The sequence below is a fragment of the Nocardia sp. NPDC004718 genome (assembly GCF_053601535.1).
The window spans coordinates 98,259-111,981 of the sequence record NZ_JBSGCA010000001.1; the positions used below are offsets into that span (position 1 = coordinate 98,259).

General features: G+C 69.2%; 16 protein-coding genes. 10 read left to right on the forward strand and 6 right to left on the reverse strand.

Annotated elements, in window-relative coordinates:
• The first annotated feature begins 116 nt into the window (after positions 1–116).
• From ACWEH3_RS00575 to ACWEH3_RS00585, 3 genes are read left to right on the forward strand one after another with little or no spacing between them, the layout of a single operon-like run.
• On the forward strand, positions 117–1,526 hold the full coding sequence (locus tag ACWEH3_RS00575) for an ABC1 kinase family protein (RefSeq protein ID WP_450017572.1): 1,410 nt from the start codon (positions 117–119) through the stop codon (positions 1,524–1,526).
• A 36-nt stretch (positions 1,527–1,562) separates the two neighbouring features.
• Positions 1,563–2,813, forward strand: a complete 1,251-nt coding sequence (locus ACWEH3_RS00580; protein WP_450017570.1) for a saccharopine dehydrogenase family protein — start codon at positions 1,563–1,565, stop codon at positions 2,811–2,813.
• A 13-nt stretch (positions 2,814–2,826) separates the two neighbouring features.
• Positions 2,827–3,495 carry a class I SAM-dependent methyltransferase gene (locus tag ACWEH3_RS00585; protein WP_450017568.1) on the forward strand — a complete coding sequence of 223 codons (669 nt, stop codon included), beginning with the start codon at positions 2,827–2,829 and terminating at the stop codon, positions 3,493–3,495.
• Here ACWEH3_RS00585 and ACWEH3_RS00590 read toward each other — a convergent pair whose 3' ends face one another.
• On the reverse strand, positions 3,496–4,044 hold the full coding sequence (locus ACWEH3_RS00590) for a TetR/AcrR family transcriptional regulator (RefSeq protein WP_450017711.1): 549 nt from the start codon (positions 4,042–4,044) through the stop codon (positions 3,496–3,498). It lies immediately after the preceding gene.
• 116 nt (positions 4,045–4,160) lie between these two features.
• Positions 4,161–4,958 carry a hypothetical protein gene (locus ACWEH3_RS00595; protein ID WP_452358243.1) on the reverse strand — a complete coding sequence of 266 codons (798 nt, stop codon included), beginning with the start codon at positions 4,956–4,958 and terminating at the stop codon, positions 4,161–4,163.
• 291 nt (positions 4,959–5,249) lie between these two features.
• Here ACWEH3_RS00595 and ACWEH3_RS00600 point away from each other — a divergent pair, with 291 nt between their 5' ends.
• Positions 5,250–6,140, forward strand: coding sequence for an SDR family oxidoreductase (locus tag ACWEH3_RS00600; RefSeq protein ID WP_450017562.1), 891 nt, complete (start codon positions 5,250–5,252; stop codon positions 6,138–6,140).
• A gap of 137 nt (positions 6,141–6,277) precedes the next feature.
• On the opposite strand, the gene ACWEH3_RS00605 is transcribed toward ACWEH3_RS00600, so the two are convergent.
• Positions 6,278–6,469: a hypothetical protein gene (locus tag ACWEH3_RS00605; protein WP_356962625.1), complete on the reverse strand. Its 192-nt coding sequence runs from the start codon at positions 6,467–6,469 to the stop codon at positions 6,278–6,280.
• A 61-nt stretch (positions 6,470–6,530) separates the two neighbouring features.
• The gene (locus tag ACWEH3_RS00610) at positions 6,531–7,277 is read right to left on the reverse strand and encodes a GntR family transcriptional regulator (protein ID WP_450017559.1); all 747 of its coding nucleotides are present in this window, start codon (positions 7,275–7,277) and stop codon (positions 6,531–6,533) included.
• 177 nt (positions 7,278–7,454) lie between these two features.
• Between ACWEH3_RS00610 and ACWEH3_RS00615 the strand changes: the two genes are divergently transcribed.
• From ACWEH3_RS00615 to ACWEH3_RS00630, 4 genes are read left to right on the forward strand one after another with little or no spacing between them, the layout of a single operon-like run.
• Positions 7,455–7,847: a hypothetical protein gene (locus ACWEH3_RS00615; protein WP_450017557.1), complete on the forward strand. Its 393-nt coding sequence runs from the start codon at positions 7,455–7,457 to the stop codon at positions 7,845–7,847.
• Positions 7,848–7,888: 41 nt separating this feature from the next.
• Positions 7,889–8,551 (forward strand): hypothetical protein, encoded by a 663-nt coding sequence (locus ACWEH3_RS00620; protein ID WP_355071862.1) that lies wholly within the window; start codon positions 7,889–7,891, stop codon positions 8,549–8,551.
• Complete coding sequence (locus ACWEH3_RS00625) at positions 8,548–9,273, forward strand: ESX secretion-associated protein EspG (protein ID WP_450017555.1); 726 nt, start codon at positions 8,548–8,550, stop codon at positions 9,271–9,273. The genes ACWEH3_RS00620 and ACWEH3_RS00625 overlap by 4 nt, the downstream gene beginning before the upstream one ends.
• 34 nt (positions 9,274–9,307) lie before the next feature.
• The gene (locus tag ACWEH3_RS00630; protein WP_450017553.1) at positions 9,308–10,156 is read left to right on the forward strand and encodes a polyphosphate kinase 2 family protein; all 849 of its coding nucleotides are present in this window, start codon (positions 9,308–9,310) and stop codon (positions 10,154–10,156) included.
• Positions 10,157–10,158: 2 nt separating this feature from the next.
• Here the strand turns inward: ACWEH3_RS00630 and ACWEH3_RS00635 are convergent, their stop codons facing one another.
• Complete coding sequence (locus ACWEH3_RS00635) at positions 10,159–11,034, reverse strand: LLM class flavin-dependent oxidoreductase (RefSeq protein ID WP_452358244.1); 876 nt, start codon at positions 11,032–11,034, stop codon at positions 10,159–10,161.
• 183 nt (positions 11,035–11,217) lie between these two features.
• Here ACWEH3_RS00635 and ACWEH3_RS00640 point away from each other — a divergent pair, with 183 nt between their 5' ends.
• The gene (locus ACWEH3_RS00640; protein WP_450017549.1) at positions 11,218–11,997 is read left to right on the forward strand and encodes a DsbA family protein; all 780 of its coding nucleotides are present in this window, start codon (positions 11,218–11,220) and stop codon (positions 11,995–11,997) included.
• Positions 11,994–12,560, forward strand: coding sequence for a vitamin K epoxide reductase family protein (locus ACWEH3_RS00645; RefSeq protein ID WP_379254040.1), 567 nt, complete (start codon positions 11,994–11,996; stop codon positions 12,558–12,560). Before ACWEH3_RS00640 ends, ACWEH3_RS00645 begins: the two co-directional genes overlap by 4 nt.
• Positions 12,561–12,566: 6 nt before the next feature.
• Here the strand turns inward: ACWEH3_RS00645 and ACWEH3_RS00650 are convergent, their stop codons facing one another.
• Positions 12,567–13,691 (reverse strand): S1C family serine protease, encoded by a 1,125-nt coding sequence (locus ACWEH3_RS00650; protein ID WP_450017547.1) that lies wholly within the window; start codon positions 13,689–13,691, stop codon positions 12,567–12,569.
• Positions 13,692–13,723 lie beyond the last annotated feature (32 nt).

The following is a 13,723-nucleotide window of genomic DNA, read 5'->3' on the forward strand; positions in this document are numbered from 1 at the left end:
GCGCCGAGTGCGTTGCGTCACCGCAGGCGCCGTACTCGGCGGCGGTCCGTGCGGGTATCCCGCACGCTGCCGCCCGCGTCCGTCGCTCCGACCGCGGCACCAACGGAGGTACCTCGATGGCGAAGCAAGTACCGACCTCTCGGCTTGCTCGTGGCACGAAGCTGGGCGCGGTGGCAGCCAGTTCGGTCCTTCGCACCCAGCGCACGCGGTTGACCATGCGGGGCAGATCCGAGGCCGTCCGGGCGAAGATGGCCGAGGAATCGATGATCCGCACCACCGAGCAGGTGGTCACGGTGCTGGGCACCATGAAGGGCGTCGCCATGAAGCTCGGCCAGATGATGTCGGTGCTCGATCTGGATCTGGTGCCAGAGGACCATCGGGAGCGGTTCCAGAAACGCCTGGCCGTGCTGCGCAACGCGGCTCCGACGGTCTCCTTCGCGGCCATGCGCCAGGTGATCGAGGACGATTTCGGAAAGCCGCTCGACGCGGTATTCGCCGAGTTCGACGCCGAGCCCGTCGCCGCCGCCTCGATCGGCCAGGTGTACCGGGCGCGACTACACGACGGTCGCCAGGTCGCGGTGAAGGTGCAGTATCCGGGCATCGATGCCGCGGTGCGCGCGGATCTGAAGAATCTCGCGATGTTCCGGCGCGTGCTCCAGTCCGCGATGCCGTGGGTGACGCCCGCGGTGCTGGACGAGCTACGGCTGAACATGGAGGCCGAGCTGGACTACCGGGCCGAGGCGGCCACCCAGTTGCAGATCGCCGAGTTGTACGCCGGGCATCCGTTCGTCATCGTCCCGCGCTCGCTGCCGGAGTTCTCCACCACGCGGGTGCTGGTCACCGAATACGTGGAGGGCAAGGGTTTCGAGGAGATCCGGCAGCTGCCCCAAGCGGAGCGCAACCGGATCGGCGAGATCATCTACCGGTTCTACGTGGGATCGCTGTTCACCTTCAACGAATTCTGCGGCGACCCGCATCCGGGCAACGTGCTGCTGGCGGGGGACGGCCGGGTCGGCTTCCTGGATTTCGGATTGTTCAATCGCATGGACGCCGAGCACGTGCAATTCGAGCTGGTCTGTCTGCGTGCCGCGGCAGAAGATCGCGCGGAAGATCTGCGCGAGTTGATGATCAAGCGCGGCGTCATCTCACCGCAGGAGATCGGCGCCGAAGAGTGCCTGGAATACGTGCTGGCTGCTTCGGAATGGTGTCTGGTCGACGAGGAACTGACCATCACTCCCGAGCTCGCCAGCGGCGCCTTCCTGCTCGCGGTCGACCCGAGGGCCAGCGAGTTCACCGGTATGAAGCAGCAGAATCTGCCGCCGGAGCACCTCTTTTCACGCCGCGCCGACTTCCTGACCTTCGGCATGCTCGGTCACCTCGGCTGCACCGCGAACTGGCATCGCATCTCCAGGGAATGGCTCTACGACGAACCACCGGTCACCGAGCTCGGCCGGGCCCATCACGCCTGGCTCGCCGACCGCCCGCACGCCGCGCCGCAACGGCCGCGCAAGAAGACCACCAAGTAGCCGCCGAACGGCGGCACGACCGCAGAACGGAAGACCATGGCAGACACACGGGAATTCGACCTGGTGCTCTTCGGCGCGACGGGTTTCGTCGGCAAGCTGACCGCGGAGTATCTCACCGAGGCCGCGCCGGAATCCGCGCGAATCGCGCTGGCGGGACGATCGCTGGACAAGTTGACCGCCGTACGCGACAGCCTCGGCCCGACGGCCGCGAACTGGGGTCTGGTGGTGGCCGACTCGACAGACCAGAGCGCGCTCGACGAGCTGGCGGCGCGCACCAAAGTCGTGGTCACCACCGTCGGCCCGTACCTGCGCTACGGGATGCCGCTGGTGGCGGCGTGCGCGAAGGCAGGCACCCATTACGCCGACCTCACCGGCGAGCCGCTGTTCATCCGCGACGCCATCGACAACTATCACGAACAGGCCGTCGCCACGGGCGCGAAGATCGTGAATTCCTGCGGCTACGACTCGATTCCGTCCGATCTGAGCGTGTATCAGCTCTACCGCCGCACGGTCGAGGACAACACCGGTGAGCTCGTCGACACCACGCTGGTGGCTTCGCTCAAGGGCGGCGTCAGCGGCGGCACCATCGATTCCGGCCGCGCCATGATGGAGGCGATCGCCGCCGACCCGGCCAAGGGCAAGGTGATGTCGCACCCGTACTCGCTGAGCCCGGACAGGTCGATGGATCCCGACGTCGGCCGCCAGTCCGATCAGGCGCTGTCGCGGGCGAGCGCGATCGACCCCAGCCTGGACGGGTGGGTCAGCACGTTCGTCATGGCCGCGCACAACACCAAGGTCGTGCGCCGCAGCAACGGCCTGCTCGGCTGGGTGTACGGCAAGAACTTCCGCTACCGCGAAGTGATGAGCGCGGGGAAGTCCCGGGTGGCGCCGCTGGTCGCGGCGGGCATGGCGGGCGGCATCGTGGCGGGCATGACCGCGGGGGCGCTGCTGTCGCGGGCGTCGGCGGGCCGCAAGCTGCTCGATCGCGTGCTGCCCAAGCCGGGCACCGGGCCGAGCGAGCAGGCCCGCAAGAGCGGCTGGTTCTCTATGAAGACGTTCGCGCACACCACCTCGGGCGCGAAATACGTGGCCACCTTCTCCGGCACCGGCGACCCGGGCTACCAGGCCACCGCCGTACTGCTCGGCGAGAGCGGTCTGTGCCTGGCGTTCGACACGGAGAAGCAACCCGAGCTCGCGGGCATTCTCACCCCGGCCGCGGCAATGGGCGACGCGCTCACCGAGCGACTGCGCGCGGCGGGCATGACGATCACCGTCGACCGCGCCTGAGGGACGCACTCCGGTGAATCTCGCACGGAAGACGATGAATGCCCCTGCGCTCGCCGCGGTGTACGAGCGGGCCTGGCGACCGGCGCTGTTCTATCTCGCCAGTGGGCGCACGACCGCGTCCGACCGGCGCGACGCGGTCTCCACCCTGCGGCTCGGCGGCGCGCAAAAGGTGCTCGACATCGCATGCGGGCCGGGAAATTTCACCAGATACCTGAGTGAATCTCTGTCCGGCGACGGCTACGCGATCGGCTTGGACTACTCCGAGCCGATGCTGGCACGCGCCGTCGCGGACAACGCCGGACCGCGAGTCGGGTATCTGCGCGGCGACGCGCGCACACTCCCGTTCGCGGACGGAACCTTCGACGCGGTCTGCTGTTTCGGCGCGCTCTACCTCATCCCGGACCCGCTCGTCGCCGCTCGCGAGATGATCCGCGTCCTCGCCCCCGGTGGCCGCATCGCCATCACCACCAGCCACCGGGCCGCCAACCCCATCGGTGAGATGAGCCGCGTCGTCGGCGGTCTGAGCGGACTTCGGGTGTTCGGCGGCCGGACCTTTCCCGCGCTGTTCGCCGAGGAGGGCTTGGTGGAGATCGACCAGCGGGTGCATCGCCTGCTCCAGTACGTCAGCGCGACGAAGCCCATTCAGTCGGCGACGGGAACAGCGTGCGCCGGAGCGCGGTGATCAATCGCGGGTGACCGTCCGGATCAGGAACTCGAGCTTCGCCACGGTCCGATCGAGCGGACGGATGCTGCGCTCCACTCGGCACATCGCCACCGTGCCCTCGAGCGCCGCGACGATCAGGGTGGCGGTCTGCTCGGCGTCTGCCTCGCTCGCGCCGTGGTCGCGCAACGACCGCGTCAGCAGCCCGGTCCAGTTCTCGAACGCGGTCGCGGCGGCGCGCTGCGGCTCGTCGTCGTCGTCCCCTTGGTCTTCGATCGAGACCGCGAGCACCGGGCAGCCTGCGTGGAAATCATTGTCCACCAGGACCTTCCGCCACATGTCGACGAACGACCGCAATCCGGCGACCGGCCCGGCGGGCAAGCCCTGCGCGAGTTTGCGGGCGGCCAGCGCATCGGCGAAGCGCACCGCTTCGGCCGCCAGTTGCGCCTTGCCGCCGGGGAAGTAGTGGTAAGTGGATCCCAGCGGAGCCTGGGCGTGCTTGGCCAGTTCCCGCACGCTGGTCGCGTTCAGACCGCGGCGGCGGATCATGTCGGCCGCGCCTGCCACCATCCGATCCCGCGCCTGCGGCGTTTCGGCCACCTTTCTCCTCCCATGTTCATGACGACTGTCATAGCCTACGCGCAGGCGGGCCCGGGCCGTGCGCGGTGGACCGTGACCGCGCGCGGTCAGCCGATGTCCTGCAATACCCGCCGCTGCGAGTCACCGGTATCGCAACCGGTTCCGACGACCAATGCGGTGACGGCGGGCGGATGCGGGCCGCTGAGCAGGATGAGCACCGCGTCGCCGCCCTGGAACGCGATGTCGGCCGAGCCGAGGACGGTGCGGTCGAGCCCGTTCGCGTGGACACAGCGTTGCAGCGCTTCGGGGTCGGCGAGGGAGCCGCTGACGGTGTGGCGGCCCAGCGCGCCGAGGGCCATGGTGGCGGTGACTTCGTCATTCCCGATGGTGGGTCGCGCGGTGGGGGCTGGGTGGTCACGGCTGTCCATCGTCGCGATGGCCGCGCCGGCTCCGGCAAGGGCGACGATCGCCGCGGCTGCCGCGGCGAACCAGCGCGCCCTGGTGCGGCGGTGCTCGTCGACAGTGACCGAGGGAGCCGCGCCGCGTTCGGAATATTCGATATCGAGCCGGGATTCGCCCGCCCGCCCGCGCGCAATCACATGGACCGTGGCGTCCTGGGATGATCGGAGTGCTTCGATGAATTCGGTCAGCCGGGCGGTGACGTCCTCGGGCATGGCGTGGATGACGCGTTCCTCCCGGCTCAGTGCACCCAATTCCGCGCTGATCTCATCCAGCCCGCGCAGATACCGCACCGCCTGCGGATCACGCGAGACGATCGGCCACAACTGCTCGCGCTGCGCGGCCGTCACATTGCCGGCATGCAGATCGGCCAGCAACCCCGGCGAGAACGGAGGCTGCGGCACCGTCCGGGTCGCCATCGCACCTGCGTTGTTCGCATCCGACATCGCACCGATCCCCTCACCCCCAGGCCCGCCTGTGCATCGTTCAAAAGGTCGTCACTGTTATTGGACGCATCCCGACTGCTGTCGGTTCCCCGGATCGCCGAGAAATCCAATTGCTTTTTCAAACGACCGCCGCGTATGGACGCACCGGCTTCGATCGTCCCCTCGGGCACGGCGAGCAGCCGCCCGCAAGCCGCTGTAAACAGCTCGGGGACAACGGATCTGTCCCGCTCCCGGCGAATGCCAGCTAGCCTCACTCCACAAGATCGCGTATTCCAGCCAGAGGACCCAGCCATGAACAGTCCCCTACCCACGCCCGCGTCCGCCCGAGGAGAGGCCACCGGGGATCTGCTCGAGGGAAGGACCGCCGTCGTCACCGGGGCCAGCCGTGGTATCGGCCTGGCGATAGCGATCAGATTCGCGTCGGAAGGCGCGAACGTCGCGATGATCGCCCGTACCCAGGAGCCGCACCCCAAACTGCCCGGCACCATCCACACCGCCGCCGCAGAGGCGGAGGCCGCGGGCGGCGCGGTCCTGCCGCTGGTGGCGGATGTCCGCGACGACAAGGCAATGGCGGAAGCGGTCGATCGGATCGCCGAGCGCTTCGGCGGCATCGACATCCTGGTCAACAACGCGGGATCGGTCGATCTCACGGGCGCCGAGCAGCTGGGCATGCAGCGCTACGACCACATGCAGTCCGTCAATGTCCGCGCGCCGTTCCTGCTGTCCAAGCTGGCGCTGCCACATCTACGCGCCTCGGCGACGGCCGGGCGGAATCCACACATCCTCACCCTCTCACCGCCGCTCAACATGAACCCCGAGCACGTGGGCAACGGCGTGGCCTACACCGTCTCCAAATACGGTGTCAGCGTCGCCACCGTCGGTCTGGCACATGAGTTCCGGCCCTACGGCATCGCCGTGAACTCCCTGTGGCCGCGCACGAAGATCGACACTGCCGCGGTGCGCAACCTGCTCGGCGGCGCGGAAGCCGTCGCCGCGTCCCGCAACCCGTTCATCTGCGCGGACGCCGCTTTACTGATCGTCACCAGCCCTGCGGCGACCTACACCGGTCAGCTCCTGCTGGACGAGGATGTCCTCGCTTCCCATGGCCGCACCGACCTGGACCACTACCGGGTCGTACCGGGCTCCGGCGCGCTCGCCAACGACCTTTTCATCGACGCGTAGACCACATTCGCGGAGATAGCCGAAAGCACGCACCCGCACTGACTTTCGGCCCCCAGCTTGTTCCGCAGGCGTCGGCAGGAACCGCCGCGAACCACGGTGCGCGTAAGGCGATCCGCCGCGGTGATGGCTCGCCGATGTCACGGCGCGGACGGGGCGGTCCCGAGATCGACCATGCGGTGCAGGATCGCGGGCGCCAAGGCCAATTCGAATTCGGTTCCGCTGCTCTCGAACACGAAGGCCAGGAAGTCGTCGCGCGGTACCGGGGCCAAGCGGACCGAGCACTGCTCCCCCACGACCACCCAGCCGCCGACGGTCAACTGATCGGACATCGCCCCTCCCACCCTTCGATACTTCCGACAAGTGGACTATGCCAGTTGCGGCACAGGGGTGTCAACGGCGGAAATCGGTCGCTGACCTGGCCGGATACACGCGCTCCATGATCGGGCGGCCGGGCGGGTGGACGCTCTGGCGGTACTCCAGCGCGACACCGTGGACGTCCAGACCGATGCGGTGCACGACCAGCACCGCCGCCGGATGCGGCAGCGCGAGACGGTGGCGTTCGTCGTCCGTGGCCAGCCGGGCGCCGACGCTCTCGCGCACGACTGCGGCGGCGCGGCCGATCACGTTTTCCAGATGCCGCACGACTCCGCCCGGTACGGGCACCGTCCCGTGCACCAGCGTGGCGGCCGCGGCGAATGCACCGGGATACCAGCACGTGACAAGCCGCACTGCCCCGGAGCCGTTCTCGGACAACAGCTTCAAGCTGATCACCGGATCCGCCGTCGGGAGACCGAGCGATTCGGTGACCTCCCGCGGTCCTTCCACCATTTCAGCTCCCAGCACGGTCACCGAATCGGGCTGGGACGCGGACGGTCCGTATCGGGGCGCGCTCTCGCGCATCAGCGCCGAGCGTTCGGCCACATAGGTGCCCGACCCACGACGTGACGTGACGATTCCCTGCTGCCGCAGCGTGTTCAGCGCCTTGGCCGCGGTCGGGCGGGCTACCTTCCAGCGGGCGGCGAGTTCGCGCTCGGACGGCACCTCGGCGCCGGGAGCCAACTCCCCGCGCTCGATCAGATCCCGAAGATGCCCCGAGATCTGCAGATACTTCGGGACTACGCCATCGATTCCGGCCACCGGTCGCCTTCCCCACACCGCCCCTCGGACCGCTGGTCAGTGTAACAACGGCGGAGACGGGGGCAGAGGCCTTCACACAAGCCCGTACCGAGGCGGTCCGCCGCGCTGAACCGCCCGGTAAAGTGCGAATCCAGTACAGCGCGGTACGAACAGGACCGAGCGGAAGGGGGCTTCCACGTGGCGGTACCCGATACCGGACAGGGGACGGCGCGCGAGCTGTACGCGGCGGCCATCGGCGCGGGCGGGAGCGAAAGGTTCGAGCTGGACACGGCGGTCGCGGAGAATCTCGCCGCCGCGTGCGACCAACTGGTCGACGATCTGGGCCGCGCGATGGCAGGCGAACACCTCGTCACCGACGTGACCGGCTTCCCCGATCTGCCCACCGGGCACGGCCTCACCCGCGGGTTCTCCGCGAAGGGAAGGCAATACCTGGACACCCTGGCAGCGTTCCAGGAAACGGCGCTGCTGTTCAAGGCCGCGTATCTCGCCGCGGCCAATCGGCTGGCCGACGCCGAGGCGGCGAATCAGGCCGCGCTGCGGCTGGTCGCCGACTATCTGGAGCCCCGTTGAGCGCGCACCCGCGCGCCGGGACCGACTGAGGGGGACGACGGATGGCAGACTCCACGGCACGCGCCGCCGCCGACGGCATCCGGCAGGAATTGGCCGGATTCACCGACGACGCGACCGATCCCGCCTACGCGCCGGATCGGGAACTGTTCGGCGCCTACACCCACCAGCAGATCTGGGAGCTGGTGCACGAAGCGCTCGACCCGGCGGCATTGGGCCGGATCGCCGCGGCATGGCAGGCCAACGCGACCGCGGTGGCCGAAGCGTTCCAAGCCTTCTCCGATGCCACCAACCGGGAATTCGCGCGCTGGTCGGGCCGGGCAGCCGACGCCGCGGTGAGCGCGACCAGGCAGTTCGTCCGCGCGGGCGGGGATACGCACGACGTGTGCCGGGCGGTCGCTCGGCTGATGGAGTTGAATAGCGATGCCGCGCAGACGGTCCGGGGCGCGATCGCGCCGCCGCAGCGGTATCGGCCGCTGGCGGACCCGGCCGCAGAAGCGGTTTACGGTGGAAAACGTAGGATGGAACACGATAGTGCGGCGGCAGACATCGAAGCGGATGTCCGGGACACGATGACTTACGTCTACACCCCGACGATGCCCGCCACCGGCGACCGCGTTCCCCGATTCCCCCGGCCGCAGGAAGGTTCGGCGGCCGATAACGCACCCGGCGATCCGGATTCCGCGCGCGGAGGCGGCGCACGGTGAAATGGGTGCTCACCCCGGACGAGTTCACGCATGTCTGGACGAACGAAACGAGCCTGGACCGCAGGCCCTACCCGGTCAACATGGTCCCTTCGGCCACCGCGCGGACCGAGTCGGAGTACCACGCCCTCCATCTGCCGCAGCGCTTCGCCCGCCAAGCCGATCCGGATCTCGCCGCCGCGCTGGTGCTCTGCGCGCGCAACGACGCGACCACCATCACCGTCTCCGGCGAGCGTTCGGCGCTCTCGCGCAACGGCAGCGGGTCCGAGACCGAACGGATCCTCGCGTTCGCCGCGGTGGTGCACAACCACGCGGGCATTCTGGTCGCCACGCCGGACCGGGTGACCGTTCAGATGTGCCACGCCCGTGCCGTGGGCGAACGCTTGGTGCAGATCATCGGTTCGGCGCGACCGGGCAAGCTCGCCCCGATGCGGGAGCCGCAGGACGCGGTGCTGAATCCGGATCGCACCGAGCCGTTCGTCACCAATGGCCATCGCGGCGCGGCGAAGTTCCGCCAAACCCTGCGCAAGCCGGTGGACGGCCGTGGCTTCATCACCGTCACGGTGCAGCCGGAGAACCCGATGTCCCCGCCCACCCGCCATCGCACCTGGCTGGACTTCACCGGCGACGGTCGCTACTTGCTCACCACCGCGCACGATCTCATCCTCACCCCGGTGTCGGACGAGGAATTCGCCACTCAGTTACTGCGGCTCGCGCAAGTGTGACGTGGCCGGACCGCCGCGCGATTAGGTTGGAGCCATGCCGAAATTGTGGACGGTGCCGCCCACCGAGGCCATGCGAGCCGATGGCTTGCGCGTAGCCGAGCTGGACACCTCCGGGACGCCGGGGTTCACCGGCGGCAAGAAGGCGGGCGTGCCCTTGCTCGCCGAACGCGCCCAAGTGCTGTCGGATCTGCAGGAGAAGCTGTACGCCAACGGCCGGGCAGGCGGCGACCGGCGCAACGTGCTGCTGATCCTGCAAGGCATGGACACCGCGGGCAAGGGCGGCATCGTCCGGCACGTCATCGGCTCGGTCGACCCGCAGGGCGTCGACCATGCCGCGTTCGGCGTGCCGACGCCGGAGGAGAGCCGCCATCACTATTTGTGGCGCATCCGCAAGGCGCTGCCGCGCGCTGGTCAGCTCGGGGTGTTCGATCGCTCGCACTACGAGGACGTGCTCGTGGTGCGGGTGCACAATCTGGTGCCGCCGACGGTGTGGGAGCCGCGCTACGACGAGATCAACGCGTTCGAGCGGGAACTGGTGGACGAGGGTACCTCGCTGGTGAAGGTCGCCATGTTCGTCTCGCTCGACGAACAGAAGCGGCGGCTGGCCGAGCGACTGGAACGCACGGACAAATACTGGAAGTTCAACCCGTCCGACATCGATGAGCGCGCGTTCTGGCCCGCGTACCTGGACGCGTACCAGGCGATGCTGGACCGCACGTCCACCGAGTACGCGCCCTGGCACGTCGTGCCCGCCGACCGTAAGTGGTTCTCCCGGCTCGCCGTCACCGAACTGCTGATCGCGGCCCTCGAGCGGCTCGACCTCGACTGGCCGCAACCGACCTTCGACGTCGAGGCGCAGAAACGGCGGCTTGCGCGGGCCTAGCGTCAGCGGACCAGTGGCCGGACCTCCTCCGCCACGAAGCGGATGAACGCGGCCGGGTCGGTGTCGTCGGCAGTGGTCTGCAGGACGACCGTATCGGCGCCCGCTTCGGCCAGCCGCGTGACGGCTCCGGCGACCGTATGCGCGTCACCGGCGACGCCCGCGCCGGGCGCGTGCTCCGGCGTCCGTTCCGTGGCCAGGCGAGCCTCGGCGTCCGGACCGGTCACCGCGAGCAGATTCGCGATCACCTCGTGCCGGTCGGCGCGACCCACGGCGGCGCGACCCGCATCGATCAGCGTGCGGGCGGCGCGGACGCCGTCGGCGTCGGCGACGGAATCGAGCAGAGTGCCGTCGGCGTGCTCGCCGGACAGCCGGATCGACCGCGGGCCGCGCGCGCCCGCGTAGACCTTCGGCGCTCGAATGGGCGGCCAGTCCAGCGCGACGGCGTCGAGGCACACGTAGCGACCCGAGGTGGTGACCCGCTCACCGGCCAGTAGCGCGCGCAGCGCGGACAGGTGCTCGCCGAGCAGGGTCATCGGCGACTCCACGCGTGCGCCGACTTGTCCCATCCAGCTCTGGACGCCGTGCCCGACACCGAGGATCAGCCTGTCCGGGAATAGCCGATGTAGCGTCGCCGCTTCCATGGCGGTGAGCGCGACGTTGCGCAACGGTACGGGCAACAGCCCGATGCCGATGCGCAGCCGTTCGGTCCAGGCCAGCGCGGCTGCGGCGGTGGCGATCCCGCTTTCCAGAAAGCAGTCCTCCCACAGCCACAATTCCTCCAGCCCCGTCGTCTCGGCCACGCGGGTCGCCTCGCGGAGCAGTTCGGGGGGATTTTGGGGGCGGAACACAACACCGAGAACAGTCATCCTACTATTCATACCGCCTGCCCCGGCCGGTTTCCCGGTGCCTTCCGAACCGCCGCTACGCCCTGTTTTACGGAATCTCTCAGGTAAGCCGACGATGATGGCGGCTGTGGGCCGATCACGCGGGCAGATGGTCGGCGGATCTACGATCGTGGCGGCAGAAAACGTCCGGCGAGCGAAAGGCGTGGTGAGCGCACGGTGAGCAAAAACCAGGGTGGGAAATCGAACCCGCTGCTGGCGGCGGAACGCGCCGACCGCAACCGCAAGATCTTGATCCAGGTGGCCGTCGCCGCCGTGCTCGTCGCGCTGATCGCGGCGATCGGCATCGGCATCGCGGTGAAGAAGGCCCACAAGGACGATCCCGGCCCCGCTCCGTCCATCGCCGCGACCGGCACCGCGAACGCGGGCCCCGTGCCCGCCTCGATCACCGACAACGGCGCCGTCCGCGTCGGCAAGCCGGACGCGAAGGTCACCGTGCGGGTCGTCGCCGACCTCCAGTGCCCCGCGTGCAAGGCCTTCGAGGCGGCCAATGGACAGGTGCTCGAGGACGCGGTAGCCAACGGCACCGCGGTGGTCGAGTACAACATCATCGCCTTCCTGGACAAGGCGTCCACCACGCGCTACTCCTCGCGCGCGGCCAACGCCGCCTACTGTGTCGCGGAGGCCGACCCATCGAAGTACCAGGCCTGGCTGAAGACGATGTTCGCCCAGCAGCCCCCGGAGGGCGGCGCGGGCCTGACCGACGATCAGCTGGTCCAGATCGCCAAGAGCGCCGGTTACACCGACGACGCGATCGCCCAGTGCATCACCGACCACAAGTACGACAAGTACGTCCAGGCCCGCACCAAAGAGGTGCTGGACAGCGGCATCCAGTCGACCCCGTCGGTGTTCGTCAACGGCAAGAAGGTCGAGTCCAGCCAGCAGGTCTTCGGCGCAGGCGGTCTCGCACCCGTGATCAGCGCCGCCGCGGGCCAGTGATCACCGCGGGGCCCCGGGCCGCGTGGGTCCTGTTGATCGGTGGGCTGGCCGGCTGGCTGGCCGCCGTGGCGCTGACCGTGGAACGGTTCAAGCTGTTCACCGATCCCGGCTACACGCCGTCGTGCAGCATCAACCCGATCCTGTCCTGCGGGTCGGTGATGGTGACCGATCAGGCCGCGGTTTTCGGGTTCCCGAACCCGCTCATCGGCATCGTCGGGTTCTCGGTCGTCGTCACGCTCGGCGTGCTGTCGGTGGCCGGGGTCGGCTTCCCGCGCTGGGTCTGGGGCGGACTGTGGCTGGGCACCCTGCTCGGGGTCGGCTTCATCTGCTGGCTGATCTTCCAGAGCCTGTACCGGATCAACGCGCTGTGCCCGTACTGCATGGTGGTGTGGGCGATCATCACGCCGCTGCTCGCGGTGTGCACCGATCAGCTGTGGGGGCGCTCGCGCGGTCCGCTGGGAGTACTCGCCGAGTGGCGCTGGACGATCGTCGCGCTGTTCTACGCGGTCGTGCTGCTGCTGGTATTCCTGCGCTTCCAGGACTACTGGCTGTCGCTGGTCTGATCCGGATCAGTTCGGCGGGCCCGCGACCAGCGCCACCGGCACCGTGCGCGCGCCGCTCGCGCCGGTGACGCCCAATCGGACGGTCTCGTTGGGCTTGCGCCTGTTCAGCGCGATGCGCAGCGACTGCGCGTTGCTGACGGTGTGGTCGTCGAGCGAGGTGATCACGTCCCCGGCGGCCAGACCGGCGGTATAGGCGGGCATGCCGAAGATCGCCATGTCCACGCGCGCTCCGGTACCGGCCGGAAGCGCGTTGGAGACGAGCACGCCGAGCGTGGCCGTGGGGCCGATGTGCACGGTGTCGGTCGGGGTGCCGGAGCGAATCTGCTGGACCACTCGCATCGCGGCATCGATCGGCACCGCGTAGCCGTTGGCCGGGTGGTCGGCCGTGCGCGCCCCGTCGCCCGACGCCGCCGCGATGACGCCGACGACGGACGCCTTGTGATCGACCAGGGCTCCGCCGGACTGTCCCGGCGTGACCGCCGCCGCGACCTCGAGCATCCCGTTGAGCGCCTTGCGCGACAGATCGGCGGCGTTGATCGCCACGATCGCGCTGTCCAGGTCGGTGAGCGGGCCGTGCACCGCGGTGGGCGTGCCGCCGGTCCCGCCCGCGTTGCCGATCGCGAGGAGCTCCTCACGCAGCCGCAATCCGGCCGAACTGCCGATGGTCGCGGTCGGCAGCGCGTTGGCCGCGGCCAAGTCCAGCAGGGCGATGTCGGCGTCGGCGTCGTAGCCGAGCACCGCCGCGTCGTAGACCTTGCCGTTGCCCACGTCGGTGACGGTCACGGTGTCCGCGCCCTTGACCACGTGGTGGCTGGTGAGCACCTCGCCGTCGGCGGTGAGGACGATGCCGGAGCCCGCGGCGCCGGGGCCGGATCGCTCGGCCGAGGCGTTGATGTTGACCAGCGCGGGGCGCACCGCCGCGGTGACGAGTCCCGCGTCGAGCGGCTCGGGCGGTACGAACGCGACCGAGGCCGCCGTCCCGGCGGGGCCGGGCCGGTCGCGGTCCGGGAGATCGCCGCGATACCCGAGGAACGCGGCGACCACGAGCATGAGGGTGACGACCAGCACGAACACCCGGCCACCACCGGGCGCGCGACGCGCCCCGATCCACTGCTGCCGTTTTTCGTCCATGGCTCTCCCGCCTCGGCCGAACCTCCCGGATC